24 protein-coding genes are annotated in these 23,410 nt (G+C 68.1%); 11 read left to right on the top strand and 13 right to left on the bottom strand.

Annotation, left to right across the window (positions count from 1 at the left end):
• Window positions 1–23: 23 nt before the first annotated feature.
• From ACZ5ZX_RS32110 to ACZ5ZX_RS32100, 3 genes are read left to right on the top strand one after another with little or no spacing between them, the layout of a single operon-like run.
• On the top strand, window positions 24–992 hold the full coding sequence (locus tag ACZ5ZX_RS32110) for a trypsin-like serine peptidase (RefSeq protein ID WP_465505731.1): 969 nt from the start codon (window positions 24–26) through the stop codon (window positions 990–992).
• Window positions 993–1,033: 41 nt separating this feature from the next.
• Window positions 1,034–1,999, top strand: coding sequence for a phosphotransferase (locus ACZ5ZX_RS32105; RefSeq protein ID WP_465505730.1), 966 nt, complete (start codon window positions 1,034–1,036; stop codon window positions 1,997–1,999).
• Window positions 1,996–2,457: a hypothetical protein gene (locus tag ACZ5ZX_RS32100; RefSeq protein ID WP_465505729.1), complete on the top strand. Its 462-nt coding sequence runs from the start codon at window positions 1,996–1,998 to the stop codon at window positions 2,455–2,457. The genes ACZ5ZX_RS32105 and ACZ5ZX_RS32100 overlap by 4 nt, the downstream gene beginning before the upstream one ends.
• A 541-nt stretch (window positions 2,458–2,998) precedes the next feature.
• Here the strand turns inward: ACZ5ZX_RS32100 and ACZ5ZX_RS32095 are convergent.
• On the bottom strand, window positions 2,999–3,214 hold the full coding sequence (locus ACZ5ZX_RS32095) for a DUF397 domain-containing protein (protein WP_465505728.1): 216 nt from the start codon (window positions 3,212–3,214) through the stop codon (window positions 2,999–3,001).
• Window positions 3,211–4,113, bottom strand: a complete 903-nt coding sequence (locus tag ACZ5ZX_RS32090; RefSeq protein ID WP_465505727.1) for a Scr1 family TA system antitoxin-like transcriptional regulator — start codon at window positions 4,111–4,113, stop codon at window positions 3,211–3,213. Before ACZ5ZX_RS32090 ends, ACZ5ZX_RS32095 begins: the two co-directional genes overlap by 4 nt.
• Before the next feature lie 230 nt (window positions 4,114–4,343).
• Between ACZ5ZX_RS32090 and ACZ5ZX_RS32085 the strand changes: the two genes are divergently transcribed.
• A complete protein-coding gene (locus ACZ5ZX_RS32085) occupies window positions 4,344–5,180 on the top strand; it encodes a hypothetical protein (protein WP_465505726.1) in 837 nt (278 codons plus the stop codon).
• A 45-nt stretch (window positions 5,181–5,225) separates the two neighbouring features.
• Here ACZ5ZX_RS32085 and ACZ5ZX_RS32080 read toward each other — a convergent pair whose 3' ends face one another.
• From ACZ5ZX_RS32080 to ACZ5ZX_RS32070, 3 genes are all read right to left on the bottom strand, one after another.
• Window positions 5,226–5,477: a hypothetical protein gene (locus tag ACZ5ZX_RS32080; RefSeq protein WP_465505725.1), complete on the bottom strand. Its 252-nt coding sequence runs from the start codon at window positions 5,475–5,477 to the stop codon at window positions 5,226–5,228.
• Between the two features lie 104 nt (window positions 5,478–5,581).
• The gene (locus tag ACZ5ZX_RS32075; RefSeq protein ID WP_465505724.1) at window positions 5,582–6,223 is read right to left on the bottom strand and encodes a TMEM175 family protein; all 642 of its coding nucleotides are present in this window, start codon (window positions 6,221–6,223) and stop codon (window positions 5,582–5,584) included.
• A gap of 5 nt (window positions 6,224–6,228) precedes the next feature.
• Window positions 6,229–6,753 carry a DUF6790 family protein gene (locus ACZ5ZX_RS32070; protein WP_465505723.1) on the bottom strand — a complete coding sequence of 175 codons (525 nt, stop codon included), beginning with the start codon at window positions 6,751–6,753 and terminating at the stop codon, window positions 6,229–6,231.
• A gap of 56 nt (window positions 6,754–6,809) precedes the next feature.
• Between ACZ5ZX_RS32070 and ACZ5ZX_RS32065 the strand changes: the two genes are divergently transcribed.
• The 3 genes from ACZ5ZX_RS32065 (at window position 6,810) to ACZ5ZX_RS32055 (ending at window position 11,726) form a co-directional block, all read left to right on the top strand.
• Entirely contained in the window at window positions 6,810–7,229 is a 420-nt protein-coding gene (locus ACZ5ZX_RS32065) for a MarR family winged helix-turn-helix transcriptional regulator (RefSeq protein ID WP_465505722.1), read from the top strand.
• Window positions 7,230–7,403: 174 nt separating this feature from the next.
• Window positions 7,404–8,033 (top strand): DUF1707 SHOCT-like domain-containing protein, encoded by a 630-nt coding sequence (locus ACZ5ZX_RS32060; protein ID WP_465505721.1) that lies wholly within the window; start codon window positions 7,404–7,406, stop codon window positions 8,031–8,033.
• 375 nt (window positions 8,034–8,408) lie between these two features.
• Complete coding sequence (locus tag ACZ5ZX_RS32055) at window positions 8,409–11,726, top strand: fibronectin type III domain-containing protein (RefSeq protein WP_465505720.1); 3,318 nt, start codon at window positions 8,409–8,411, stop codon at window positions 11,724–11,726.
• A gap of 157 nt (window positions 11,727–11,883) precedes the next feature.
• Here the strand turns inward: ACZ5ZX_RS32055 and ACZ5ZX_RS32050 are convergent, their stop codons facing one another.
• Entirely contained in the window at window positions 11,884–12,786 is a 903-nt protein-coding gene (locus ACZ5ZX_RS32050) for a LysR family transcriptional regulator (RefSeq protein WP_465505719.1), read from the bottom strand.
• Between the two features lie 177 nt (window positions 12,787–12,963).
• Between ACZ5ZX_RS32050 and ACZ5ZX_RS32045 the strand changes: the two genes are divergently transcribed.
• Genes ACZ5ZX_RS32045 through ACZ5ZX_RS32030 form a run of 4 tightly spaced genes read left to right on the top strand, consistent with a single transcriptional unit; the run spans window position 12,964 to window position 16,158 of the window.
• Window positions 12,964–13,449 carry a nuclear transport factor 2 family protein gene (locus ACZ5ZX_RS32045; RefSeq protein ID WP_465505718.1) on the top strand — a complete coding sequence of 162 codons (486 nt, stop codon included), beginning with the start codon at window positions 12,964–12,966 and terminating at the stop codon, window positions 13,447–13,449.
• Entirely contained in the window at window positions 13,446–14,336 is an 891-nt protein-coding gene (locus ACZ5ZX_RS32040) for an alpha/beta hydrolase (RefSeq protein WP_465505717.1), read from the top strand. The genes ACZ5ZX_RS32045 and ACZ5ZX_RS32040 overlap by 4 nt, the downstream gene beginning before the upstream one ends.
• Window positions 14,333–15,154 carry an NAD(P)H-binding protein gene (locus tag ACZ5ZX_RS32035; protein WP_465505716.1) on the top strand — a complete coding sequence of 274 codons (822 nt, stop codon included), beginning with the start codon at window positions 14,333–14,335 and terminating at the stop codon, window positions 15,152–15,154. The genes ACZ5ZX_RS32040 and ACZ5ZX_RS32035 overlap by 4 nt, the downstream gene beginning before the upstream one ends.
• 29 nt (window positions 15,155–15,183) lie before the next feature.
• Entirely contained in the window at window positions 15,184–16,158 is a 975-nt protein-coding gene (locus tag ACZ5ZX_RS32030; protein WP_465505715.1) for an MBL fold metallo-hydrolase, read from the top strand.
• Window positions 16,159–16,810: 652 nt separating this feature from the next.
• Here the strand turns inward: ACZ5ZX_RS32030 and ACZ5ZX_RS32025 are convergent.
• From ACZ5ZX_RS32025 to ACZ5ZX_RS31995, 7 genes are read right to left on the bottom strand one after another with little or no spacing between them, the layout of a single operon-like run.
• Window positions 16,811–18,340, bottom strand: a complete 1,530-nt coding sequence (locus tag ACZ5ZX_RS32025) for an FAD-dependent oxidoreductase (RefSeq protein WP_465505714.1) — start codon at window positions 18,338–18,340, stop codon at window positions 16,811–16,813.
• The gene (locus ACZ5ZX_RS32020) at window positions 18,337–19,068 is read right to left on the bottom strand and encodes a class I SAM-dependent methyltransferase (RefSeq protein WP_465505713.1); all 732 of its coding nucleotides are present in this window, start codon (window positions 19,066–19,068) and stop codon (window positions 18,337–18,339) included. The genes ACZ5ZX_RS32025 and ACZ5ZX_RS32020 overlap by 4 nt, the downstream gene beginning before the upstream one ends.
• Window positions 19,065–19,385 (bottom strand): lycopene cyclase domain-containing protein, encoded by a 321-nt coding sequence (locus tag ACZ5ZX_RS32015; protein ID WP_465505712.1) that lies wholly within the window; start codon window positions 19,383–19,385, stop codon window positions 19,065–19,067. Before ACZ5ZX_RS32015 ends, ACZ5ZX_RS32020 begins: the two co-directional genes overlap by 4 nt.
• The gene (locus ACZ5ZX_RS32010) at window positions 19,382–19,723 is read right to left on the bottom strand and encodes a lycopene cyclase domain-containing protein (RefSeq protein WP_465505711.1); all 342 of its coding nucleotides are present in this window, start codon (window positions 19,721–19,723) and stop codon (window positions 19,382–19,384) included. Before ACZ5ZX_RS32010 ends, ACZ5ZX_RS32015 begins: the two co-directional genes overlap by 4 nt.
• A complete protein-coding gene (locus ACZ5ZX_RS32005; protein WP_465505710.1) occupies window positions 19,724–20,686 on the bottom strand; it encodes a phytoene/squalene synthase family protein in 963 nt (320 codons plus the stop codon).
• Window positions 20,683–22,200 (bottom strand): phytoene desaturase family protein, encoded by a 1,518-nt coding sequence (gene crtI, locus ACZ5ZX_RS32000; RefSeq protein ID WP_465505709.1) that lies wholly within the window; start codon window positions 22,198–22,200, stop codon window positions 20,683–20,685. Before crtI ends, ACZ5ZX_RS32005 begins: the two co-directional genes overlap by 4 nt.
• Window positions 22,197–23,297 carry a polyprenyl synthetase family protein gene (locus ACZ5ZX_RS31995; protein ID WP_465505708.1) on the bottom strand — a complete coding sequence of 367 codons (1,101 nt, stop codon included), beginning with the start codon at window positions 23,295–23,297 and terminating at the stop codon, window positions 22,197–22,199. The genes crtI and ACZ5ZX_RS31995 overlap by 4 nt, the downstream gene beginning before the upstream one ends.
• Window positions 23,298–23,410: the final 113 nt, after the last annotated feature.

Genomic DNA, 23,410 nt, shown 5'->3' with positions numbered 1-23,410 from the left:
GACTGGTGCTCGCCCTTCCTGGGATGATCTTCGGGCGTTCGGCCGAACAACCTTCGTGGCGTTCGGCGCGTCCCTCGATCATGGACTTGAAGCTCGCCTTCCGCCGGATCATCGTGGTGACAGGGATTCTCGGCGCCGTAGGTGCGGCCGTGGCCGCCCCGGCGTCGGCAGCCGACGATCAGGTGGTGACCCGGGTGAATGAGGCAGACCGGGCCGCGGCGTTGGCCTATTGGACTCCGGAGCGGATGAGTCAGTGGGTGGGTGACGACGAACTGCCGCCTGCGGAGCAGATCGGCCGCGAGTGGGGGCGGCCGGTACCTTCCGGTGTCGGGCGGCTGTTCTTCACCGCGCGGCCGGGTGTCGACGGGTCGTGCACGGCGACGGTGGTTCCCAGTGCCAGCAAGGATGTGGCGCTCACCGCCGGCCACTGTGTCAACGGCGGGTTCGACCGCTACGACAATCCGATCAAGATCGTCAACGTCGTGTTCGTACCCGGCTACGATCGCGGTGAAGCGCCGCACGGGGTGTTCGCGGCGCGTGCGTTCGCCTGGTCCGCGACCTATCCCGGCCCGTCCAGTGGAATCGACGACGACGCGGTGCTCGCCCTGGATCCGGTCGATGGCCGTCATGTCGCCGATGTCGCGGGCACGCAGGACATCTCCTTCGAGGCGCCACCGTCCCCTGTCGGCGCGACGCTTCTCGGCTACCCGGTGTCGAAGGCGGCGGGTGGTGAAGCGTTGTTCTCCTGCTCGCGGCCCGCCTCGCTCGACGTGAACTCGGTCAGCGTTTCGTGGAAGACCGAATGCGACCTCGCCGGTGGTTCCAGCGGCGGCCCGTGGCTGCGGGACTTCGATCCCGCCACGGGCAAGGGGACCATTTTCAGTGTCACGAGCCGGGGAACGATGAACGAGGACCTCGTGACCCTGGACCTGAGCGGTGCCGCGCTGAGTGAACCCGTGCGAAAGCTGCTGGAGAACGCCGGGAGCCTCTGACTCGTCCGCCTCCGGGCACCAGCGCATGTGAGGATGTTCAGATGTCATCTCGCGCGCAAGCCGTCGATCCGGCGTGCCTTGCTCAGTGGTGTGTGGCGCATCTCGGCAGCCCGCCGGCGGAGGAGATCTTCAGCTCCGGGCACCTGTCCGCCGTCATCGGGCTCCGCCTGGCCGACGACCGCGAGGTCGTGGTCAAGGTTCGCCCGGACGCGCCGCGGATAAGGGCCTGCGTCGACGTCCAGCGCCGGATGTTCGAGGCCGGTTATCCGTGCCCCCGGCCGCTCACCGGAGCGGAGCCTTTCGGCGACGACGTCGCGACCGCGGAGACCTGCGTCCCCGGCGGCACCATGCTCCCGAGCGCGGACCGCGCGGCCAAGGCCTTCGCCGAGGCGTTCGCGCGGCTGATCAGGCTCGCCCCAGGGCCTGCCGAGGTGGCCACGCTCGAACCGGCCCCGTCGTGGGCGGCGTGGGACCACGCCGAGGACGGATTGTGGCCGTGTCCGGAGAACCCCGAAGTCGACCTCAACGAGGTGGCCGGTCCGGAGTGGATCGACGATACCGGGCGCCGTGCTCGTGACCGGCTCCGAGCCGGCGAGCCCGAGCTCGTCATCGGCCACTGCGACTGGCTCGCCGGCAACCTGCGCTGGAGCGGCGACGAGCTGCTGGTGGTGCACGATTGGGACAGCATGACCGTGGACAGCGAGGCCGTCCTCGTCGGCTTCGCCGCCGCGCTGTATTCGACCGGGAGCGTGGACGAGCTGGCGACCGTCGAGGACACGGAGCGGTTCCTCGACGCGTATTGTCACGCTCGTGGCCGGGAGTTCAGCGCCGACGAACGTGAGCGGTCGTGGGCGGCAGGTGTCTGGACAAGGGCCTATGACGCGAAATATCAGCACGTGGTCGGGCAGCCCGTTACCGCATTGTCCGAGGATGAGGGCCGTGAGCGCCTGCGTCGCATGGGACCAGCGGACGGCCGGGCAAGTGTTGCGGGACTGGAGGGACCTTGAGCGACCCGGTCGAGATGATCGTCTTCCGTGACGACCCCGGCGACTTCACCGACGTGGCACCCGATTTCGTCATCCAGGCCGGGGTGCCACCGGCGTTCGAATCGCTGACAGTGCAATGGCCGGACGCCGCCGGCGCCGAGGAGAAGCGAAGACTGCTCAGGTTCGTGGCCACCGCGACCGATACAGGCCGGCCGCGTACGGCAAGGCCACTGGGGAAGCTCGAGTCGGAAACCGAAGCCGACGGGCTGTCGTCGTTCGCGGCGGCGGTCGATGGCGATTCGTGGTGGGCCGGGGACGTGGCCGTGAAGTTCGACGCGGGCGGCGTGACCGAGATGATCTGGTTCCCCGGCAGCGATGGCACGTTCCTGTACATCGGCGCGGCGGCGGCTTTGCTCGACTTCACCGTGAGCCCGGCGATTCACGAAATCGCCATCGTCCTCGGCTGGCGGGTGTCGTGAGTGGTGAATGTCGTTCTGGCCAAGGGTGCTTTTGGTACCTGCGGTGGGTGGGTCCGTAGCGGCCGGGCCGTGAAGGACTCCTTGAGGGGCTCGCATTTGCTTGCCCACTGGTGTGGAGCTTTGTGCGGGTCGCCGGTCCACCGGTCGTGCTCGGGCAGAGCTTGATCAACGGAAGATCGGGGACGTTGAGTGTCCCGGATCTTCCGTTGATCAAGGGGTGAGACCGGAAGGCCATCGGGAGCCTCAGCGGCCTCACCTGTCACACCGGCTGCGCGTGAAGGCCCCCTTCCCTCGGTTGAGCCGAGGGAAGGGGGCCTTCACGCGCTTCACCAGTACATGACGGCGAGCCAGGCCGCAGGCCACGCGTAGGTACCAGGCCGGACCTCGCAGGTAGTCGACCACTTGCGACTGTCTGCACCGCGAACCAGGAGGAAAAGGCTCAATGAACCGTCCTGCTCTGGAGCGGCTTTGACGCCGCCGCGGTCCTCTCCCAGCGAGAGCCGGCTTGCTGCGGTCAGGGTGCCGACCTCGCCCGCCTTTGCTACGAAGGTACTTCAAGCGACTCCAAGAAGGAGCTCCAGCTTTCAAGGCCCACCTTGATGGTCGGCTGGTTTTCGGTGCGGTCTTTGCTGTCACGCAGCAAGATGAAATCGCTCGAGAATTTTACTTCCACGCAGCTGGCTGTCGCGTTTGAATAGCTGCTCTTGAACCAGTCTCCTCGGATCCTCGTGGTCGACGGAAGTTCGGTGTCATTCAATCTAATTCCCTGGCGTATTGGCGAATGACTTCCAGTGATTGCTGTTCATTCATGGCCTGGCCGAACGCATCGCTGTAGGTCAGTGTTATATCGCGGATTTGCATTGGATTATCGATGATATCGTATTTTGTCACCGTCTCTTGCCATGCGACGGTGGGTAATCTCGGGTTTTCGAAATCAATCAGGTGTACCGTGGATGCGCCGAAGAGTCCGCACGCCTTCGTGGTGAAGGGGATGATGCGGACCTTTACCCTTTCGGGATGTTCTTCGATCATGTCCGCGAGGTAGTCAAGCTGATCGCGCAGGGTGGCCGGGCCGCCGATCTGCTGTCGCAGTGCGGCTTCGCTGATGATGGCCGTGATGTGAAGCGGGTCATCGCCTGCGAGCCGCTGCTGCCTGTGCAGGCGGACGTCGACGCGCTGATCGACCTCTACCTGGCGAACAACGACAGCCGGTGTCATGATCGCCCTCGCATAGTCCGCGGTCTGCAACAGTCCGGGAATGATCAGACTTTCGTAGTCGCGGACACCTTGGGCACCCAATTCAAGGCCGAACATGCGTTGAATCTCGTTGCTGAGGAAGCTGGAGTACTTGGTCCACCAGCCTCGCCCTTTGGCCAGGTTCCGTAGGTCAAGTAGCTCCTGCCGCTCGCCGTCGTCGAACTCGAGAAGCGTCAGAAGTCTTTCCAGGCTCTCCTGGGACAGAATTTTGCGCTCGTTTTCCACGGCGGACCAGTAGTTGCGCGAAAAGCCCAGCGTGGCGGTGATGGTCTTGACGTCGATGTTCAGTTGGTCGCGGCGTTCGCGGAGCCGAAGCGCGAGCTCCCATGCCGCGACCACGGGAGATGTCGGTTTTGCCACTTTCCCTCCCTGCTGGTCGACATGCATGAGCTGGTTCACGTGCATGGTTACGGTAACCACACGATAGACCGGGCACTGTAGCCCGGGAGTGTAACCCCCATTTAACGTTAGAGGCGACCTGGCAAGCTGACCGTCCAGTCAAGCTGCATGTCGTGGTTGCAAGGGCCCATCGAGAGTCCAGACCGACGCTCCAAGACCGGGACCCCCGCGCCTGGCTTTCTGGCGGTGTGCCGCCACATCGATGCTGCGCGCCAACGGGGAGGAACCAGATGTCAACTCCTGGCCGGTACGGGTTCGACGCCCATTCTGAATCGTCCATCGCCGACCGCCGCCCACCGTCGACGGGATCGCCTCCCGATCCTGAAGCCGTCATGGCAAGCGATTCCCCGCGTTCGCCGACGACGCTGAGTTTCGACGTGAGTCACGCGTTGAGTCTGGAGGTGGTCGGCCAGGCCGCGGCCCATTGCACCATCGTCGCGGTCGACATCGAGGGGTTCGGGCAACATCACCGCAGCGACGCGAATCGAGTGCGCATACGCCGCGGTCTCTACCAGGTGATGCGGGCGGCCTTCGAAGGTGCCGGAATTCCGTGGCTTTCGTGTCACCGCGAAGACCGTGGCGACGGCATCTTGATCCTCTCTCGCGCTGAGACGCCAAAGGGCCTGTTCGTCGAATGCCTGCCCTATACTCTCGCTTTGGAGTTGTCCAGACACAATTCGACTCATCCGTATGAAGAGCAGATGCGCCTTCGGCTTGTCCTGCATGCGGGAGAGGTCAATTATGATGAATACGGTGTGACCGGGTACTCGATCATCCACGCGTTCAGGCTCCTTGACGCGTCATCGCTCAAGGTGGCGCTCGCCGAGAGCCCTGCGATCCTGGCCATCATCGGATCCGAGTGGTTCTTCACTGAAGTCATCCAGCACAACGAATTCAGTCATGCGGCGTCGTATTCACCCTTGAAGATCAACGGCAAGGAGATGGAAACGCGAGGGTGGGTGCTTCTTGTCAGAACCTCCGCCGCGCCTCGCGGTTCGAACCTGGGTTCGCGAACCCCGCGTCACGGATCTTTTCCTCGACCGCCGCGACGGGGCCCGAGGCGATAGGTGGCGCCTTGGCGGTGAAGTTCCTGGAGTGCTTTCCTTGCTTCGTCAGCCGTTCAGCGCGGCCTCATACTCCTTCGCCTGGTCCGGAGTCAGGAACCGCGATAGCCGCACCAGCACCGCGTCCTTGACGTAGTCGTACTCGCCTGCCATGGGCAGGTTCTTCGCCACCGACTGAATGAACTCCATCCGAGCCCTCGCGCCCGTCCCGTCCGCGAACACCTCCACCGAACCGCCGCGCTCCACCGCGTCCGCGCCCAGCGTGACGGAAGCGACGGCCACGATGCGACGGATGGTCACGAATTCCTCCATTATGACGATGGTCGACGCCGGTATGTCCCCCGAACCTGATCTTCCGTTACCGGGCGAGGCCACATCGTGATTCTCGCGCTGCCCAGCTGGGTCTATCGCCGCGCCGCGACGCGGCGGGCGATGGCGAGTGTGATCGGCGCGGCGAGCCAGCACAGGTACGCACTGGTGTCGCCGGTCAGGAACGAGACCGGGATCGACAGCCCGAACACCGCTGCCAGGCAGACGCTGCGCGTCAGGCTCTGGGCGAACACGCGGGGCGGGTCGTCGGTTCGGTACAGGTGTTCGCGCCGGATTTCCCGGATGATCAGCGCGAACGACGCGGACGCCAGAACCTGCACCATCGCGTACAGGCTGAACCGAGGTGGAAAGGCGCCCTCGGCGGTGATCACGCGCGTCGCGAACGGCATCAGGACCTGCATGAACAGCCATGCAAGGGTGAGGCTGATCAGGCGACCGCTCAGCGAGCGGACATAGGGGAAGATCTCGTGGTGAGCGCGCCAGTGCGCGGCGATCACCACGAAGCTGAGCGCGAAGGCGATGTACTCCTTGCCGTGGGCCGACACCGAGCTCAGCATGGCGCCCGTGGTGTCGCCTTGGGGGATGGGAAGGTCCAGGGCCAGCAGGGTGAGCGCTATGGCGATCACCGCGTCGACGAACATGGTGAGCCGTTCGGCGGCGGCCGCTCGCGCCTTGCCGATCGACTCGTCGGGTTTCCGGCCGGTAGATGTCGTCATCGGGGTCACGCGGCGATTTCCGTCGCCGGCCGCGGGGTGTTCGCGAGGTGCCGGGATCGCAGGGCGAGGATGATCATGACCGCCGGGATCAGGACGTCGGTGACGAGCACTCCGCCGGTGTTGCCGGGAGCGTGGTCACCGCCCGCGAACCACTGGTAGACGTGGCCGATCACGGCACCCCAGAGGAACATTCCGCCGCCGATGCCGATGGTGAGGCGTTCGCGCGCGGATGCCGACGCGGCCCGGAAGCCCAAGACGGCCAGTCCGAGGTTGGCGAAGGCGATTTCGAACATGAAGGGGGTCCGGTCGAAGCCGATCGCCGTGGCCATGACGTCCGGGAAGGCGAGGAAGGCGATCGTCATCCACAGGCTGCCGCAGCCGAAGGCGCCGATGGCCCACCAGCGTTGCCAGATCTCGAGCCGTTCTCGAGGTGACGTGACGTGGCGGGCGCGGAGGAAGGCGCCGACGGCGGGTACCACGACCCAGACCAGCGGGAAGGCGGATTGGGCGGCGTAAGAGAGGTTGTCCATGACCTCAGTCTTACCTAGTTAATATTAACTCGTCAACACTCTGGTACGATGTGGCTGTGGACGACGGACTCGCAGACTTGCTGCACCGCGTGGTCATGCTCATGGGTGAGGCGACCCGGCGGCGCACCGATGACCTCGGCGGTTTGACCTATAGCCAGATACGGCTGCTGGGGACGCTGGAGGACATCGAGCCGACGACGCAGCATCGGCTCGCGCAGGCGCTGTCGGTGTCCGATCCGGCGATCAGCCGGACGCTGCGACCACTCGAAGCGGACGGCCTGGTGCGGATCACCGTCGACCCCGAGCACGCGCGGCGACGGCTGGTCCGCCTCACCGATCTCGGCAAGAAGGCCTTCCATGCCGCCGGAAAGCCTCTCTACGACGAGTTCCGCGCGGCGCTCGTCGCGGCGGGCTTCCCGTACGAGCGCTACCTCGAAGACACCCTTCGGTTGGCCGAAATCCTCGCGTCCGACTGAGGGGTGCGACGAACTCGCGTTTCCTCGCGGGTATCCGATCACTCATTTCTTGTGCGCTGCGTGAGCCTCTGGGTGCTATTCATGCGCACGGTCGTTATAGCGCGCGGCTCGGTGGAATTTCGAGGCTGGCGCGCCGATGAAGAATGCCCCATTGCGCGCCCTATAGTCGCTGTCATGTCTAACCTGGAGCGATCGGCGATGCGGGTGGCCGATTCCGACCGTGAGCGGATGGCGCAGCTGCTTTACGAGGCCATGGGGGCGGGGCGGCTCACCACCGCCGAAGTGGAAAGCAGGCTGGATCTCGTCTACGCGGCCAAGACTTTCGCCGATTTCGAGCCCATCATCGCGGATCTCCCGGCCGCGTCCCCCGCTCGCCCGGTGCGCCCGGATGGCGGCGTCGTGGGGCCGCGGGGGTCGGTCGCGGTCATGTCCGGTGTCACGCGGCGGTTCGACGGGGTGTTGCCCGCCGAGCACGTCAGCCGCGCGTTCTGGGGGAGTGTCCGCCTCGACCTGCGCCAGGCGGAATTCCTCGACGGCCTCTGCGTGATCAAGGCCAGGGCGGTCATGGGTGGCATCAAGATCGTGGTGCCCGAGGACGTTGACGTCGATGTCCGCGGTGTCGGGCTCATGGGCGGGTTCGGTGGCGGCCGGAGGCCGACGGGACAGCGATCGGCGGTGGGCACACCGGTTCTGCGGGTCACCGGGTTCGCCTGGTGGGGTTCGGTGAAGGTGATCCGCAAATCCCGGGAGTCGCCTCGGAAGAGCCGGCGCGAGCACCGGTCGTCCCGCCGGGCACGTCGATGAGCACCGGCTCGCCGCGGCTGCGAAAGTGCCCGTTGGACAATCTCGACATTCCGTCCGCTGTTGGTCAGAACCCGTCAGTGATCGCGTTGTAGCCGGTTCCGGTGTATCCCGCGGTTGACAGATTCTCAGCCGGTGAAGCGCCCGCCCGTGACAAGTGTTTCGAATCGTCACGCGGGTCTTGGCTTTTCTCTTGCCTGCCCTGTGCTTCGGGTGTGTTAATTCCGTGTGGCATGCCGGTAGCGCGTCTGAATTCGTTGGGGGGCGGGCGGCAAAAGGCATTTTCGTGTCGCTGTTTCCGTGGGCTTTGAGTGAGCAGTGGGAGAGTGATCTGTGAAGCACAGAAGACGTAATCGAAGACTGACCGGAGTGGTGGCCGTGGCGACCACGACGGCTCTGGTGGCGTTGGGTCTCGTGGCTGGTTCGGGTGCCAGTGTCGCGGCACCCGGTGAGCTCACGCAGACCTATTCGTGCCCGTTCCCGTTGATCGGCAATCAGAACGTTTCGGTGACGATCAAGACCACCCAGCCTTCCACGATCGAGGCGGGAAAGCTGACGCCCGCGATCGAGATCGCGGCCGTGTCCAATGCGGGCAAGACCGCGACTGATGGCCTTCGCCTCGTCGGCGCGGAAACCATCCAGGGCACCGCGAAGGCGACCTCGACCGTGACGATGCCCGGCACGCAGGGCGCGTTGACGGTGAAGGTCGACGCGGACGTGCCGAATCAGCCCCTTCCGGCGGCGGGCAACGACCTCGTCGTCAACGCCAAGGGCAGCGCGCCCGCGTTGAGATTCGATCAGCCGGGAACCGCGACCTTGGCGGTGAACGGTCTCCAGCTGGTGATGACCCCGCTCAAGGCCGACGGCACCTTGACCGGTCTCGGCACTTTCACTTCGGACTGCGTCCTGTCGGAAGGGGCCGCGACCGTTCTTCAGACCTATACGGTGACCGGCTCGCCGGTCACCCCGGAAGCCGTTGTGGGCACGGGCAATCATCCGCCGCTGCACCAGGTCTACAGCTGTCCGTTCCCGCTGATCGGCAACCAGGACGTGTCGGTCGACATCAACGCCACGCTGCCCGACACGATCCCGGCGGGCCAGTTCACCCCGAAGATAGACATCACGGCGGTGTCCAACGCGGGCAAGACGGCGACCGAGGGGCTCCGGCTCGTCGGCGCCGAAAGCATCAAGGGATCGGCGCTGGCCACATCGCTGGTTTCCAGCCCGCAAGGCCACCTGGCCGTCGGAGTGCCGACCGCCGTCCCGCTTCAGCCGATTCCGGCCAAGGGCAACGATCTGGTCATCAACGCGAGCGGGGCCGCCCCGTCGTTGCGGTTCGACCAGCCGGGAACGGCGACCTTGTCGGTACACGATCTGGTGCTGACCATGACCCCGCTGACGGCGACCGGCGCGGAGACCGGCCTCGGTACGTTCGTCGCGGACTGCACGCCCGCGAACGGGCAGGCCAACGTCCTGCACACCTTCACCGTCACGGCCGCGCCCGATACCACCGCGCCTTCGGCTCCGGGTGCGGTCACGGTCGGTGAAGTCACGCAGAACAGCGTCGGGTTGTCCTGGGGCGCCGCCACCGACAACGTCGCAGTCACCGGATACGACGTTTACGAGGGCGCCAACCTCGTCAAGGCCGTCACCGGCACCTCCGCCACGATCGACGGCCTGGCGCCGGACAAGGACTACAGCTTCACGGTCAAGGCCAGGGACGCGGCGGGCAATGTCTCCCCGGCCACCGCGCCGGTGACCGCGCACACCGCGAAGGCCCCGGACACGCAGGCACCGACGGCGCCCGCGAACCCCCGTTCGACCGGAACCACGCAGACCAGCGTGACGCTGGCGTGGGATGCCTCGAGTGACAACGTCGGTGTCACCGGTTACGACGTGCTCCGGGGTGGCGAAGTGGTCAAGACGGTCACGGACACGAGCGCCACGATCGAGGGGCTGAGCGCCGATACCGAGTACTCGTTCACGGTGGTGGCGAAGGACGCCGCGGGGAACAAGTCACCCGCGAGTTCCGCGGTGACCGCTCGCACTCAGGCCGCACCGGACACGCAGGCTCCTGCGGTGCCGGGCAATCTCCACTCGACCGGGACGGCGGCGACCAGCGTCGGACTGGCCTGGGACGCCTCGACCGACAACGTGGGTGTGGTCGGCTACGACGTCTACAACGGCACGGCCTTGGTGAAGTCGGTGACCGAAACCGGTGCCACCGTCGACGGCCTGACCGCCGACACCGACTACACCTTCACGGTCGTCGCCAAGGACGCGGCCGGGAACAAGTCCCAGCCCAGCGCGCCGGTGACCGTCCGGACGGCCACCGTCCCGGATACCGAAGCGCCGAGTGCTCCGGCAGGCCTCGCCGCGGCGGATGTCAGCCAGTCCAGCGTCAAACTGTCGTGGACGGCGTCCAGTGACAACGTGGGTGTGGTCGGCTACGACGTCTACAACGGCGCCACCCTGGTGAAGACGGTCACGGAGACCTCCGCGACGGTCGATGGCCTCACGCCGGACACGGAGTACTCGTTCACGGTGGTCGCGAAGGACGCGGCGGGCAACGCGTCGGCCGCCAGTGCCGCGGTGACCGTCCGGACGCAGGCCGCGCCGGACACGCAGGCTCCCGCGGTGCCGGGCAACCCGCGCTCCACCGGAACCACGCAAACCAGCGTGGCCCTCGAATGGAACGCCTCGACGGACAACGTGGGCGTCACCGGGTACGACGTGTACAACGGTGCGAACCTGGCGAAGTCGGTCTCCGGCACCACTGCGACGATCGACGGTCTCGCGCCGGGTACGGAGTACTCGTTCACGGTGGTCGCGAAGGACGCGGCGGGCAACCTGTCGGCGTCGAGCGCCGCGGTGACCGTGCGGACGCAGGCCGCGCCCGACACGGTGGCCCCGGGGGCACCGGGCAATCCTCGGTCCACCGGCTCGACCGAATCCACCGTCGCACTGGCCTGGGACGCCGCGACCGACAACGTCGGCGTCACCGGGTACGACGTCTACCAGGGTGCTTCGCTGGTCAAGTCGGTCACCGGCACCGCTGTGACCGTGGACGGCCTCGCCGCGGACACGGAGTACTCGTTCACGGTGGTCGCGAAGGACGCAGCGGGCAACAAGTCGGTTCCCAGCGCGCCGGTGACGGCGAGGACCAAGCCGAAGACCACGCCTGGCGCGCAGTACAGCTACGACCTGGTCGGCAAGTCCCAGCTGAGGAAGCTGACCGGCCCGATCGATCTCCGTGGCGGGATCAACGCGGCGATCACCCTGGCGAACGGGGCCTTCGACGCCGATCTCACGCTGAACCCGTCGAGCGCGAACTTCACGCTCTGGGGCTTCGTCCCGGTCAACGCGAAGGTCGAGTTCTCGCCGGTGGGCAAGACCAAGGGCACCCTGGCGGGCGGGGTGCTCAAGTCGACCTCGGCGGTGACGGTCAAGCTGCCGCGGATCAGCGTCTTCGGGATCCCGGTCTCGGCGAGCCAGACCTGCCAGACCGCGACCCCGGCGCAGATCCCGCTGCAGTCGAAGGCCGGGTTCGATCCGTTGGCCGGCGGCAAGCTCACCGGGACCTACACCCTGCCGCCGCTGCAGGGCTGCGGGTTCCTGAACGATCTCGTGTCCGGGATCGCTTCCGGCCCAGGCAACACGGTGGAGGTGAACCTCACCCCGCGTCCGGTCAAGTGAGCTGATCAGACGCACCGGACCGGTCCTGCCGCAGCCCGCGGCAGGACCGGTTTCATCGGCGGACGGTGCGGGAAGTCGCCCGCCGTTTCAGTCTGCGCGCGTAATCCTCGTCGCGGCGCTGCCCGGCCAGGTGATCAGGATCCCGTGCCGGGCGAATTCAAGCCTCGTAGCCCGTGATCGCCCGCACCTCCGCGATCAGGCGCGTGAGCAACGGCGGCGGCGCGTGGTCGGCCCACACGACCGCGAGGTCGAAGCTTTCCGCGTCGGTCAGCGGGACCCAGCGCACGTTCGCCGACGGCATGAACGCGGCGAGCGGCCGCGGCGCCAACCAGACGCCGCGGCCGCGGCCGACCTCCAGCAAGCAGTCCTCCACCAGGGGAACCAGCGGACCGCGAGGGGCCCGGGTGCCGTCCGGCCGGGGGTCGGCCAGCCAGAACCGTTCCGCTTCCTCGGACACCAGCACGTCCGGGCGCACTACCGGTTCACCGGCGATTTCGGCCAGCGTCAGCGCGGAGCGGCCGGCCAGCGGGTGGGTGGCGGACAGGGCCACCGCCGGGGGATCGGTGCGGACGACCGCGTGGTTCAGCCCGACGTCGCCGAGCGGCAGCCACATGAACGCGGCGTCCGCCTGTCCGCCGGTGAGCAGTTCGAGTTCGTGTCGGGGATGGCGCGCGCCGGTCAGCGTCACTCGCACGCCCTCGACCGCCTTTTCCAGGATTTCCGCGACATCGACGGCGAACAGGGAAGTCGCGGTCGGGCAGCAGGCCAGGCGGAGGGTGCCTGACCCGGCCCGTGCGGCGGCGCGCACCCGCCCGGCGAGCCGCTCGACGTCGTCGATCACCGCGGCACCACCGACGGCCAGCTCCTCTCCCGCGGCCGTGAGCAGGACGCCGCGCGAAGTGCGCACCAGCAGCACCACACCCAGCGCGCGTTCCAGTCGCCGAATGTGTGTCGACACCGCCTGCTGGGTCAGGTGAAGCCCCGCCCCCGCGGCGGTGATGGACCGCTCCCGAGCCACCGCCAGGAACGAGTTCAGGTGCCGGAGATCGATGTCGCTCACGACGGACACCCTAGCCACGGCACCGATTCGCCGACCCCCGGAGAAAGACGAATGCCGCCACAACGATGCGCTGTGGCGGACACAACAGATCGTCGTTTCCGCGACAAGCGGTGTGGCGTCCAGACTTTTGCCGACCCGGGCCGTCAGGTCCGGAACCGAGACAGGACAGGAGATCCAGTGAGCACGACCGACCTCGTCGACCGCCTCGCGGTGGTCGAGGTGTGCACCCGGCTGGGATGGCACACCGATCAGCGCGAATGGGAAGCGCTCAAGACCGTTTTCGCCGACGAGGTGCGGCTCGACTACACGAGCCTCAACGGCGGCGAACCGGCCGTCCTGACGCCGGAGCAGATCGTGGACGCCTGGTCGGGGTTGCTCGGCGGATTCGAGGCCACCCAGCATCTGATCACCGGCCACCTGGTGACCCTCGACGGCGACACCGCCGTCTGCACCGCGTCCTTTCAGGCCACCCACCGGTTGGCCGACCCGTTCGGCGGACCACTGTGGACACTCGGCGGCAGCTACCGGTTCGACCTGGTCCGCGCCGGTGACAGCTGGAAGATCCGCGGCCTCGTCATGACGGCCAAATGGGCCGACGGCAACAAAGACCTGATGGCGAAGGCGGCTGAAGCGGCCTCGGCACCCCGAAAGGACCGTTCGTGACCACGACCCGGCAGAAGATCACCTTCCCCAGCGGAGGGGCCACCCTCACCGGCACCCTGTTCCTGCCGGGTACCGGGACCCCGGCGCCGGGAATCGTGGTGGCCGGCACCTGGACCAGTGTCAAGGAGCTGATGGCCGACCGGTACGCCGAGCAGCTCGCCGAGCGCGGATACGCCGCGCTGTCGTTCGACTTCACCGGTTTCGGCGAGTCCGGCGGCGAACCGCGCGACGTGGAGAACCCGGCGGCCAAGGTGGCGGACATCCACCACGCGGTGACGTTCCTCGCGGGACACCCGTCGGTCGACGGCGACCGCCTCGGCGCGCTGGGGATCTGCGCCGCCGCGATGTACATGGCCGCGAACGCCGCCGAAGACCCCCGGATCGGTTCTCTTGCCCTCGTCGCGCCATGGCTGCACGACGCCGCCATCTGCGAGGCCGCTTACGGTGGAGCGGAGGCGGTCGCCGAGAAGATCGCGGTCGCAGGGAAGGCCCGCGCCCGGTTCGAGGAGACCGGCGAGATCGAGTACGTCCCGGTGGTCAGCGCCACCGACCCGCGGGCGGCCATGCCGTACGACATCGACTTCTACCTCAACCCGGCCCGCGGCGGGATTCCCGCTTGGCCCAACCGGTTCGCGGTCATGGCGTGGAGCGACTGGCTCACCTACGACTCCATCTCCCTGGCCCCGCGGATCACCCGGCCCACCGTGCTCGTGCACAGCGAGGACGCCGCCATCCCCGACGGTGCCCGCCGGTTCCACGCCGGGCTCGCCGGACCGAAGGACATCCTGTGGTCCCAGGGCACCCAGTTCGACTTCTACGACCAGGAACCACAGGTCACCCTCGCGGCGGACACCGCGGCCGCGCACTTCGGAAGGACCCTCCGTTGATCCTCGTCACGGGAGCCACCGGGAACGTCGGCGGGGAGGTCGTCCGGGCACTGGCAGGCACCGGGCGGCCGGTCCGCGCCCTGGTGCGGACCGCTGCCGCCGACCTGCCGGTCGAGCAGGTGCTCGGTGATCTCAACGAACCGGACACACTCGGCCCCGCCCTCGACGGCGTCCGCGCGGTGTTCCTGTTGCCTGGTTACCGCGACATGCCCGGCTTGCTCGCGCGGATGCGGCGGGCTGGGGTGGAGCGGGTGGTGTTGCTGTCCAGCCTGGCCACCGTCGCCACCGACACGCGCAACGCCATCTCCGAGTTCATGATCCGCTCCGAGACGGCGGTCCGCGAGTCCGGACTGGCGTGGACGTTCTTGCGTCCCAACGCCTTCATGTCCAACGCGTTGCGCTGGTCGCCGCAGCTTCGCGCGGGCGACGTCGTCCGGGACGCCTTCGGTGACGTGCCCATCGCTTCCGTGGACCCGTATGACATCGCCGCCGTCGCCGTCCGGGCCTTGCTCGACCCCGGCCATGAGGAGCGCGTCCATGAACTGAGCGGCCCGGAACGGCTCCGGCCTGCCGAGCGGCTGGCCGTCCTGGCCGAGGTACTCCAGCGCGACCTGCGCTTCCAGGCGCTCACCGACGAGGAGGCCCGTGCCGACATGACCGGGCAGGTGCCGGAGGAGTACATCCAGGCCTTCTTCAGCTTCTACGGCGACGGGACCTTGGACGAGTCCCGTATCTACGACACCGTGGAGAAAGTGACCGGGAATCCGCCCCGAACCTTCGCGCAGTGGGCCCAGGCCCACGCCGACGACTTCCGCTGAACTCGCGTTCCCGATTCCGAAGGCTCCCGATGAATCACCGACTGCGGCGTTTCTTCGCCGCGGGCCTCGCCGCCGTATGCGTGGCAGGCTGCTCACCAGACGACACGCCCGCCACGCCGGAGGCGCGGCCGGAACGGTTCGCCTCGCCGGACCCCGGTTCGGTCAATACCTACTGGATCCCGGCGCCGGACGGCCTGGTCGTCGTCGACACCTTGCGCACCCCGGACGACGCCCGGCGGGCGGTCGCCGAAATCCGGAAGACGGGGAAACCGGTCGCCGCCATCCTGCTCACCCATTCCCATCCCGACCACGTCGGTGGCGCGAGCGCCTTCCACGAGGCGTTCCCGCAGGCGCCGATCTTCGCGTCCCGGTCCACCGACCGGGCCATGCGCGAGGACAAGCGCGGTTTCTACCCGCTGGCCCGGTCGGCGAACCCGAACTTCCCCGCCACGCTCACCTACGCCGACCGGACCTTCGAAGACAGCTCTCCGGTACAGGCGGGCGGGATCGGCTTCGAGACCGCGACGTTCGCCGACGGCGAGTCCGACACCGCGACCGTCTACTACCGCACCGATACCGGCGATCTCTATTCCGGCGACCTCGCGACCGGCGGGGTCACCCCCGCGCTGATCGAGGGCAACACCTGCGGCTGGCTCGGGAATCTCGACCGGCTGACCGGGCGATTCCCCGGCGCCAGGACGATGTATCCCGGGCACGGTGCCCCTGGTCAGGCCACCGCGCTGATCGACGAGCAGCGCGACTATCTCCGGCGGTTCCGTGCCTTCGTCCGGCCGGCCGTCAGCGCGGAATCCGACGGCGGTTCGACGCTGGTGGCCGAGGAGGAGAAGTCGATCACCGCCGAACTGGAACGCGCCTTCCCCGGGAGGCCGCCGGTGGCCGACCTCCCGACCATCGTGGCGGAGAACGTGAAGGCCGTCGCGCGGGAACTGGCCGGTCCGGATCCCGCCTGCCCGGCGGAGGGGGCCGGCTTTGGCGTGAGGTGAGTCAACGTGGCGTGATCGGCTCGGTGCCGTGAAGGTCCCCTTAGCGGCAAGGTGCCCCGGTGAGGCAGGGCGCGTCGCATGACGATCCTCAAGGGGGTCGTGAGTGATAAAGAGCGTTCTTTGAGGGGCAAGGCAAATATGGCGCGGTTGGCGCCCGCTGCCCCAGCGTCGAAGCGTGATGTCCTGAAGGACCCCTTGGGGAACTCGTATTTGTCTACCTACTGGTGTGGAGCTTGTGCGGGTTGCCGACGCGGTCCGGGTGGGGAAGATTTCGGACGTTGAGCGTCCGGAATCTTCCCCGCTCGGTCGCCGGTCCACCGGTCGTAATCGGACACGAGCTTGATCAAGGGGCGAGCCGGGCGACGATGCTCGCCGAACCACCCTCGTCCAGGTCAGGCGTAGGTACACAAATGCGGGTTCCCCTTTGAGACCTTCAACGTCCCAAAGGGGTCCTTCAGGACACGCCACATTTGAGTTACCTCTCAAATGGAACGCTCTTTATCACTCACGACCCCACACGGAAACCGCGCTCGCAGGCATCAATCGGACACTGAGTCACCGAAAGTGACCCTTGTGGACAGTCATGGACCTCCTTGAGGGACTTGCTCTTTTTTACCCACCCGCACGGATGGCTCATCGCGACCAGCCGGGCTCAACCGGGCATCGAGGCGGCCAGCCGGTTCAGCAGGCGGATCCGTCCGTGGTTGGGGACCGAGCGGATCGGGTGCCCGGCGAGGCCCCAGTGCCCGAGAAGCGAGTTCGCCGCGGTCCAGCCGGTGGCGGCGGCGCGTTCCATGAGGGCGACCGGGAGGTCGATCCGGATGCCGTCGCCCGCGAGCGTCAGTGCCGGGTCGGGTGTTTCCACCTTGGGCCGCCGGGCGAAGTCGCCGACTCCGAACAGCGGGCAGTCTTCGCGCCACAACGTGAGGTCGCCGACGACGCGGGCGTCCCGGGTCTCCGGGTAGATCTCGTGGAGGCGGCTTTCCAGCGCCTTCTCCAAGCCGCTCGAGTCGTCGGTGGTGGCCGCGTAGGCGTGCAGTTCGACGACCGATCCGCCGGTGCGGGACGCCCAGCGCCGGGCTTCTCCCTCGTACCGGTCGAGCAGGCTGATGTTGTCCAGCGGCGGGATGCTGCCGGTGCCGAGGAACGGCGACCGGTGTGGTTCGACCGGGCGATCGAGCCACAGCCGCCGCACCAGGAAGGGCGGGGCGGTACGCAAACCGCCGACGTCGGCTCGCCAGGCTTCGGTGCCGACATCCGGTGAAGCGGCCACGATTTCGCGCAGCCCGGCGACATCGCAGGCGAGGACCACGCCGTCGAAGGTCTCCGTCCGGCCGCCTGATTCGAGCGCGAAACCTTCCGGGGTCCGGCCGAGACCGGTCACGGCCGTGCCGGTGCGGATGTCGGCGCGGCGGCCGGTGAGGTAGCTCGCGAGCGGGTCCCAGAGCGCTTGGGGGAACGGCTCGGTCGGTACGTCGAAGACGAGACCTTCGCTGGAGCCCAGGAAATACAGGTGGAACATGGTCGCCAGCTCCGCGGCCGAGAGCTCGTGCGGGTCGGCGAAGAAGCTGCGGGAGAAGACCTCGAAGGCGAGGTGCTTGGCGGCGGGCGGGAAGTTGATCGCTTCGAGGAAGGCCGAGGCGTCGGTGCGGTCGAGCCGGTGATAGATCTCCGGCACGCTGACCGTCGCCAGTGGCAGGGCTTCGCGGCCGCTGAGGTGCAGCAGGTCCTTGCGGGTGAAGGTCGGGCTGCGCCAGGCGAACGCCACCGCGTTCCACGGCGGGGTGCGCGGAAGTCCCGCGAAGGTGTCGATGCGGCCGTGCGCGTCCAGCAGCGGGTAGTCGGTCAGCGGGGTGAGCCGGTCCAGCCGCGGGTCGGTGCGCGCGAGCAGGGCGCGCAGGTTGTAGTACTGGCGGAAGAACGCGTGGAAACCCCGGCTCATGGTCACCGCGGTACCGTCCGGGAGCCGTTCCCGCCAGCCGCCGACTCGTCCGCCGAGATGGTCTTCGCGTTCGAAGACGGTGACGCTGACGCCGCGTTCGGCCAGTCCGGTCGCCGCGGTGAGCCCGGCGATGCCGCCGCCCACGATCGCGGCGGTGGGCCGCCGCCCGAGCAGGCCGGCGTCGGCGAGGCCCGCCGGGGCCTGCCGGGTGACGCGGCGGCGGTCCCGGGGGCGGCTCACGGTGTTTCCAAGGGAGCGGTGCCGACGAAGGTGTGCACGATGTCCCGCTGCCAGCCACCGACGGTCGCGGCGTGGACGTCGGTGAAACCGGCGCCGGTGAGGCGCCGGGTGAGTGCGGTGACGCCGTCGAATTCGAGGACGCTGCGGCGAAGATGACGGTAGAGCGTGGCGTCACCGGTGGTGAACTTCCCGAGCGGGATGATCACGCCCGCGCAGACGGCGTTCCAGACCAGGCGGGCGCGCCGGGAATCGCGGACGGAGTACTCGTGCACGGCGATCCGGCCACCCGGTCGGAGCAGCTCGCTGAGCCGGCGCAGCTGAGTGGCCGGGTCGGTGAGGTTGCGCAGCAGGTACGCCGCCAGTATCCCGTCGAACGGGCCGTGGATCCCGGCCAGCTCCTCGACCGGCGTGTGCACGAACTCGACGCTGTCGGGCCAGGCCTTGCTCCGGGCGCGTTCCAGCATTTCGCCGGACGCGTCGAAGGCGGTGATCCGGGCGTCCGGCACCACGGACAGGAGAGCCGCCGTGGACGCGCCGGTTCCGCAGCCGGCGTCCAGCACGCGCAGGCCGGGTGCCTTGGCCGGGAGGGCGAGCCGCCGGGCGGACAGGCGTAAATGCTCGTGGTAACCGGGATTCGCGCCGACGAGGCGGTCGTAGAACCGGGCTTCGGTGTCGAAGGCCGATGGCACGGTTTCGCGCGGCAAACCGTCTCGCGCCATGGCGTTCATCGCGTTTCCTCCCGGGCTCGGGCGCGTTCCCACAGCAGCAGTACGGCGGTCACCATCGCGAAGCCGAAGAGGAAGTCTTCGATCGGGATGTCCCAGGGAAACCGCAGGCCGGTGATGTGTTCGGGCGCGTAGCGGACGATCGGAGCGGACAGCTTCGTCAGCCAGCCGTCGACGGGGATCTGGAAACCGGTGACGATCGCCATCGTGAGCCAGTAGGCGGGTTTCCGGAACAGTCCGGTCTTCAGCACACCCAGCTCGACGAGGACGACCACGATCACCGCGGCGACGGCTGGAACGGTGTAGCCCCAAGGAATCATCGCCGGACCGCCGGTTTTTCGCGCCGCCGGACCGCGGTGAGGGTGAGCTGCACGGCTTCGTAGGTCAGCACCCCGCAGATCGGGATCACGACGAAGAACAAGATCTCTTCCAGTGGAAGGGAAAACGGCGCGCGGACGCCGGTGACGAATTCCGGCGCGTAACTCCAGACCTCGCCCGCGATCGCCAGCGCGTCCCAGAAGAGGAAGAGCACGGCCACCGGGAGCAGCGCGCGGGCGAGTCGTTTCGGCTGCCGGTAGACGCGGGCGCCCGCGATTTCCAGCGGCAGCGTCACCAGCACGCACGCCGCCAGCACGATCAGGTACTCGGCCTTGCCCACTCAGGCCACCGCCGATGGGGGAGCGGGAGCGGAATGTCGCGTGCGGGCCCACTGCGCACGAGCGAGCGCACCGCAGGCGACCCCGAGCCGACGGCGCCGGGAGACCGTCGCGCGGCAGGCGAAGACGTCGTGATCCGCGTCCTCGATCCGGTCGAGGATCTCCCCGTAAAGGGTCGCGGCGGTGGCCACGCAAGGTCGCGAGACCGGATGCAGCATCGCGATCCCCGGCCGCGCTTCGGCGTAGACGCGCCGGGTCACCGCGATCTGTTCCTTGATCGCGGCCCGCACCCGGACGTCGGATCGGCCGTGGTCCGCGCACCACGAAAGCCGTTCGCGGTCGACGTCGTGTTCCTTGAGTTCGTCGGCGGGCAGGTAGACCCGTCCGCGCGCGAAGTCCTCGGCGACGTCGCGGAGGAAGTTGGTCAGCTGGAAGGCCTTCCCGAGCGCGGCGGCGCGCGGTGCGGCCTCTTCGCGGGCGGCCACCGCGCCGAGGACCGGGAGCACCTGCAGGCCGATCACTTCCGCCGAGCCGTGCATGTAAGCGTCGAGATCGTCTCTGGTGGCGTAGTCGGTGACGCTCAGATCCATCCGCATCGAGGCGAAGAAGGCGCGAAAGAGCCGCTCTTCCAGCTCGTACCGGGTTGCCGTGTCGATCACCGCCGTCAGCAGGGGATCGTCACTCGTACCCGCGGTCAGGTCGGCGAGGAAACGGTCCTCCACTTCGGACAGTCGTGCGGCCAGTGACTCCGGGGTGGCGTCCGGGCCGGGCTCGTCGACGATGTCGTCCAGCCACCGCGCGAAACCGTAGAGCGCGTGGACGGCGGGCCGCTGCGCGGGAGAAAGCATGCGTGTCGCCAGGAAGTATGTCCGGCCGTGCCGGGCGTTGACGTCGCGGCACCAGCTGTAGGCGGCTCGCAGACCGGGGTCGTGGATCGCGGCGGCGTCGAGTTCGCGTCGGGTCATCGGTTCGCCTCCGCGGCCAGGTCGAGGACACGGGAGCGGCGTCCGGGCACGCCGGTGATCCGGTCGGCGGCGAGCCTGCCCGAGATCAGCACGGTCGGCACCCCCACGCCCGGCACCGTCGCACCACCGGCGAGGACGACGTTTTCGGTGCCACGCGGGAGGTTCCGAGGGCGGAACGGTCCGGTTTGGACGAACGAGTGGGCGTAGCTGAACGGGGTCCCGGCCACGAGCCCGCGGTCGGCCCAGTCGGCGGGGCTGATCACCTCGGTGAACTCGGGTTCGAAGTCCGGCAGTGCTCGCTGCCGGGCGATGGCGAGGATCTCCTCCGCGTACGGTTCGGCGTCGGTGGCCCAATCCGCGGGGCCTCGGTCGAGATTCGGTACCGGGGCGAGGATCGAGTAGAGCTGACGGGCCAGCGGTGCGAGGCCCGGATCGGTCGCGGTCGGCCGGGTGATCAGCAGGGAAGGATCGGTCATGCGGCGCCCGGTGGAGATGAGTTCATCGAAGGTCGAGCGCCATCCCTGCCCGAAGGAGATGGTGTGGTGCCCGACGGTGGGCCGGGTATCGACACCACCGGCGTGCAGGATCAGCGCCGACGGCGCGGGCCGCAGCGGAACGGGTCGTTTCGGGGTCCGGCCGAGCAGCCGGTAGCTCTCGGGCAGCTCGGTGGTCAGGACGACGGCGTCGCACGGATGGCGTTCACCGGTGGCTGTGCGGACCGCGTGGATCCGGGCGCCTTCGCGTTCGAGCGTGTGCACGGGATCGCCGTAGTGGAAGGTGACGCCGTTCTCGGCGGCGACCCGGGCGAGTGCCTGGGGCAGTGCCGCGACTCCGCCGGGCGGGAAGAACACGCCGCCGACGGTGTCCATATAGGAAATGACCGCGTACAGCGCCAGCGCCCGCATCGGGGACTCGCCCGCGTAGAGCGCTTGGAAGGTGAACACCCGCTTCAGTCGCTCATCGGACAGGAAAGACCCGATCTTGGAGTCCAGCCGACGGAATCCGCCGAGTGCCACCAGCCGGCCCAGATCCGGGTTGAGCATGCCAAGGGGTGAGTCGATGTTCGAGTCGATGAACCGGCCGAATTCGGTGCGGTAGAGCCGGGTCAGCCACTCGCGCAGCCGAAGATATCCCGCCGCTTCGGCAGGGCCGGCGAACTCGCGTACCGCGTCCGTCATCGCCGCGGTGTCGGTGTGCACGGGCAGGGTGCTGCCGTCGGCGAACTGTGCCAGATAGGCCGGATCGAGCCGGGTGAGCGGTAGTTCCTCGTCCAGTTCGGCGCCCACGGCGCCGAAGGTGTCTCGCAGAATCGACGGCATGGTCAGCACCGTCGGGCCGGTGTCGAGCAGATAGCCCTTGCGTTCGACCCGCCCCGCGTGGCCGCCAGGGCCGGGGTCGCGTTCGACGACGGTGACGTCGCGGCCGCGGCCCGCCAGGTGCAGCGCCGCCGACAGACCCGACAACCCCGCTCCCACCACGACGATCCGGTCCGTCCGTCCGGGCACCGTCTTCACTGGTCGCGCTCCGTGCAGCGGGTGGCGAGGACGGCCAGCGCGTCCGCGGCCGGTCGTGGGACGACGGCCGGGTCGATCACCGCCAGCGCCTTGTCTGCGCGTTCCCGGATGAGTTCGCCGAGGCGCTCGCGTGCCCCGGTCGCCGTGATCAGCCCGCGCCAGCGGGAGACGGCGTCGTCGTCCACCGTGGTCAGGTTCAGCAGTGCGCCGAGTTCGTCGCGCTGCGACCGGTCGGCCATTTCGGCGGCGAGCACCACGACACTGGAGGCCTTGCGGTCACGGAGATCCTGACCGGCGGGTTTACCGGTGACCGCGGGATCGCCGAAGACACCGAGCAGGTCGTCCTTGAACTGGAACGCCTCCCCGACCAGGCCGCCGTACTCGGCGAGAGCGGCGAGGACGTCCGGACCGCAGCCGGCCAGCGCCGCGCCGAACTCCAGCGGCCTGCGGACGGTGTAGTTGCCGGACTTCCGGCGCAGCACGTCGAGCACCGCGTCCCAGCCGGGTAGCGTCCGGGCGTCGTTCACCAGATCGGCCAGCTGGCCGACCGCCAGCTCCGCGCGCATCTCGTCGTACCTCGGCCAACCGCGCGACAGCGCTTCCGCGTCCAGACCGGATTCCCGGAGCAGCTGCTCCGACCAGACCAGGAAAAGATCGCCGGCGAGGGTCGCCGCGGATTCGCCGAACCGATCGGCCGAGCCGCTCCACCCCTGTTCGGCATGCCACCGCGCGAATCGCAGGTGCAACGCGGGACGGCCTCGCCGCAGCGCCGAGCCGTCCATGACGTCGTCCTGCGCCAGCGCGAAACAGTGGAGCAGTTCCAAGCTCGACGCGGCCCTTAAGGCGGCGTCGGATTCCGGGCCTCCGCATCGCCAGCCCACGTAGGCGAACATCGGCCGGAGGAATTTCCCTCCGGCGAGGAACTGGGGGAGGACGGTTTCCGCGAGTCCGCCCTCGGTGCGGCCGGAGAAGTGCTCGGCGACCCGTGCTTCGACGAAACCGTGTGCCTCGGCGAGACAGCGCGCGCCCAGGACGTCCAGCCACGCGGCAGGCGACTCCTTCGACGGCGCCGCTTCCGCCGCCATGGTCGACGCCATCCGACTTCCCTCCGCCGATCCGGTGATTCGTTTCGCAACCGTTTCACTACTGAGGTAACCTTGTCTACTAGATCCGGCGACACCCCCGCAACTCGGGCGGTATCGCCTGCAGA

The sequence above is a fragment of the Amycolatopsis sp. NPDC033938 genome, assembly GCF_055575975.1.
This window is presented reverse-complemented; position numbering and strand designations above follow the sequence as displayed.

What these genes read in the sequence shown, in the direction of transcription:
- ACZ5ZX_RS32020 (WP_465505713.1), bottom strand. Translation starts at nt 19,068, where the DNA reads ATGAACGCCATGGCGCGAGACGGTTTGCCGCGCGAAACCGTGCCATCG.
- ACZ5ZX_RS32085 (WP_465505726.1), top strand. Translation starts at nt 4,344, where the DNA reads ATGTCAACTCCTGGCCGGTACGGGTTCGACGCCCATTCTGAATCGTCC.
- ACZ5ZX_RS32005 (WP_465505710.1), bottom strand. Translation starts at nt 20,686, where the DNA reads ATGACCCGACGCGAACTCGACGCCGCCGCGATCCACGACCCCGGTCTG.
- ACZ5ZX_RS32015 (WP_465505712.1), bottom strand. Translation starts at nt 19,385, where the DNA reads ATGATTCCTTGGGGCTACACCGTTCCAGCCGTCGCCGCGGTGATCGTG.
- ACZ5ZX_RS32030 (WP_465505715.1), top strand. Translation starts at nt 15,184, where the DNA reads ATGAATCACCGACTGCGGCGTTTCTTCGCCGCGGGCCTCGCCGCCGTA.
- ACZ5ZX_RS32105 (WP_465505730.1), top strand. Translation starts at nt 1,034, where the DNA reads ATGTCATCTCGCGCGCAAGCCGTCGATCCGGCGTGCCTTGCTCAGTGG.
- ACZ5ZX_RS31995 (WP_465505708.1), bottom strand. Translation starts at nt 23,297, where the DNA reads ATGGCGTCGACCATGGCGGCGGAAGCGGCGCCGTCGAAGGAGTCGCCT.
- ACZ5ZX_RS32075 (WP_465505724.1), bottom strand. Translation starts at nt 6,223, where the DNA reads ATGACGACATCTACCGGCCGGAAACCCGACGAGTCGATCGGCAAGGCG.
- ACZ5ZX_RS32060 (WP_465505721.1), top strand. Translation starts at nt 7,404, where the DNA reads ATGTCTAACCTGGAGCGATCGGCGATGCGGGTGGCCGATTCCGACCGT.
- ACZ5ZX_RS32110 (WP_465505731.1), top strand. Translation starts at nt 24, where the DNA reads ATGATCTTCGGGCGTTCGGCCGAACAACCTTCGTGGCGTTCGGCGCGT.
- ACZ5ZX_RS32070 (WP_465505723.1), bottom strand. Translation starts at nt 6,753, where the DNA reads ATGGACAACCTCTCTTACGCCGCCCAATCCGCCTTCCCGCTGGTCTGG.